Consider the following 3,257-nt stretch of genomic DNA (forward strand, 5'->3'; position numbering starts at 1 on the left):
CACAAGCCACATGCCCCCGACCAGGGAAAACCCCAACGCAGAGCACTGACACATCACCGCCGAACACCCACTGACAAACACACGCAGATCATCAGTCCAGCTGCGGACTGCCGGACAATCACCCGCGGTGTCGCATCCGGGCCTTCGGCCCGTTGAGTGGATCCATTCCGCTCGCCTCCAGGACCAGGCCCCCCGACTGGCGACCACACACCCGGACTCACTGTCCCGAACATGAAAGATTGCACAGTGTTGTCAATCATTGACTACTGTGTTTCCCGCGTGATCACGATCTAGGCGTGTGCGGCATCCTCATGCCGAAAACCTCGCAGATACCCATGCGTTTCCGAAATTTTCCTGATCCCACCAGCGGGATGCCCGTGAGGCAACCGGCGTCAACCAGATCAACGGGGAGCAACAGATGCAACGACAGTCCAGGCGCACGTGGAGCGCCCCGGACTCCGGCCACGGCGCGATACGCCGAATACGGAACATGGCTGCGGCGGGCGCCCTCGCCACAACGCTGATCGCCACCACGGCACCGGCAGCGTCCGCAACGACAGAAACGAAGGTCGCTGTCTCGGCACCGGCCGAGTACCCAAGAACGTATTCACAGGTCGCCGTCGCGAGCGACATGTATCCCGCACTGATGGCGATGAAGCACCACATCGAGTGGTGGAACCAGTTCACCCCGTTCACGGCGAACTCCTCAGCCCAGATCGGCGGGTACTGGAACAAGTCCGCGATCGATACGTCCACGATGCGGGGGATCTCGCCGGGACACCTGCTTCAGCAGCTGAAAAGCGCCGGCCCCTACACCACGTGCGATCCCTCCTCTTCGAACAACTGCGTCAACGGTCCGCTGCACATCGACGCGCTCCTGGGCGTCGACGAGGCCACCGTCAACGCGCTCATCCCGACCGCGGACGGTGGGACCTGCACAGCGAGCGCAAGCGTCGAGTGCAACGGCGACGTCACCAGCAAGAGCCCGCTGGCACGAGGCGAACTGGCGATCTACAGCTGTGGTGCCGGATGGGCGGGCGCGGACAAGGGCGACAACCCGTCCAACGCCGGCAGTCCACCGTTGGCGTTCGGCGCGGACGCCGGCGGAAGCGGCAACGGCAGGCCTCAGTCACCTCGATGTGACGCCCCACCGATCTCCGGCGGCGCCCCCACGACGATCCCGGGCGTGGTGGGCTGGCTCGCGGCAAGTGGCCACCGGATCGCGATCGCAGACCCGGCCTCCGGAGCGTTCGGCGCGGCGTCCAAGCAGGCCCTGATACAAAACGGATTCACCTGGACCGACACCGGGGCCGGCCAGAACGTGTTCCCGGGCAGCGCGTGCGACAGCGCGGGCACGGCATGCAAGGTCCGCCTGGAATCAGGGACGACCCAAGTACGCGGCGCGGTGACGGCCAACGCCGGCGCAAACACCCAGCTCGGTCTGGTCGCGACCTCGAACGTCTTCAACGTGAGCTGGACGTCGAGTTCACTGAGCGGCACCCCGGGCAAGGATCCCAACGCGTGGACCGTCGTCGATCCGAACGCCTACTCCGACTACGGAGACATCCAGCTGTACGGCATCGCCCTGACAGGCGGCAACCCCGGCGCAGCGTACATCTGGAACGAACTGCTCAGCAACGTATGGTTCGTGGACAACACCATCCAGGGGATCCTCGGCAGCTTTCCCGCCGGCCCGGGTGGCGTGCCCACCAAGCTCCAGCCCGGTGACACCTACACGATCACCGAACCCGCGCTGATCGCCGACCCCGCCCGTGTCGAGGAGGTCCTCAACAGGGACGGCAACCTGGAAGCGCTCGGTATCACACCGAGCACCGGTCCGTCCGCCGCACAGGCCGCCACGGCGCAGTCGGCGCCCAGCACGGCAATGACGGCGGGCGCCGCCAGGACCATGGCCGCCTGGGAGCGCACGTACACCGCTGACAGTGAGCGGTTCCACCGCGGCCGCAAGCCCGAGAACAACGGCCAGGACTCGTACGAGTACATCGCCGACGTCGACGAGTGCCACAACGCCGACGACTCCGACAACGAGGCCGGATGGATCAAGAACCGGTTCTCGTACTGCCAGGAGACCATGACGGTCATGCCCGCGATCAAATGCGGCCTCTGGCCCCTGGGCTGCTACATCAAGGGCACCTTCATCTCGACCAACACCCTCATCGGCCGCGGCAAGATGGGCAGCCTGGACGGCACCGGCTACACACGCTTCGCCGAGTTCGACTTCAACGTCGACGTCCACATATCCACCGGCGACTTCAACCAGGTCGGCGCCCAGCTGGAAGCCAGGCTGGAGTGCGAGGGCGACTGGGCCACCGGAGTCCCGGGCAACCCCAAGAAGGAGGACGCCTGCACACCAGGGCTCAACCTGGGCCGCAAGGATTCACCCAGCCAGTGGAAGTACAACGGCGACACGAAGTTCGACCTGTGGTCGCACGCGCCCAAGCTGCCCGATATCGCGTACGGCGACCAGATCGCCACGGGCCTGTTCACCCCGGTCCTCAAGTTCACCCTCCCCGGCTACTCCCAGCTCATCCCCTCCAAGGGCGAGCAAGGGGAGGTCCGCTTCGACAGCGCCGCCTACATCAACCGGGCCAACTCCGGCTCCGTATTCCCCAACGCCACACCCGCCCTGCGCTACGACCGCAGCGACACCTCCAACCCCAACGCACCCGGCGAACCGTGGCACGGCGTGGCGGCAGTCGCGGACCACATCGGCGACGCCTTCGCCAACCCGGGAAACACATACCCGACGAAAAGCGGCAAGAAGCTCCCGGGCCGCAGCGCCGTCGACCCGCTGTACCGCCTCACGCAGTCCTTCGGAGCGACAGAGCTGCAACGCTACGACGACAACCAAACCGTCCGCGTCAAGGCGTGCAACAACGCGCCGGACAAGCCCGCGCAGGGGGATCCGCCGAAAGACTGCGACGAGTACCCCTTCCGCTCCAGCTACCAAGGGGCCGCGCGCTACATGTACGAGGGAGAGCCGTACCGCGACGACTTCACCGTCCGCCACATCGACCCGACCGAGAACCAGGAAGCCGGCGGGCGTCTCCTCGCCTGGTACAACAACGACCGAATACTCAACCACGACCCGTTCATCATCGTGATCGGCGACTGACGGCAGGCGATGCGGTGTGGGGGGGGGGGGGGCCCCCCCCCCCCCCCCCCCCCCCCCCCCACCACACACCCCCCCCCCCCCCCCCCCCCCCCCCCCCCCCCCCCCCCCCCCCCCCCCCCCC

1 protein-coding gene is annotated in these 3,257 nt (G+C 66.7%); it reads left to right on the forward strand.

Going from position 1 to position 3,257, the window contains the following annotated elements:
- Window positions 1-646 precede the first annotated feature (646 nt).
- Window positions 647-3,136 carry a hypothetical protein gene (locus ACIQ5Y_RS39815; RefSeq protein ID WP_403892474.1) on the forward strand — a complete coding sequence of 830 codons (2,490 nt, stop codon included), beginning with the start codon at window positions 647-649 and terminating at the stop codon, window positions 3,134-3,136.
- Window positions 3,137-3,257: the final 121 nt, after the last annotated feature.

Origin of the sequence: Streptomyces sp. NPDC096339 (assembly GCF_044762985.1) — a bacterium.
Taxonomy (GTDB): domain Bacteria; phylum Actinomycetota; class Actinomycetes; order Streptomycetales; family Streptomycetaceae; genus Streptomyces.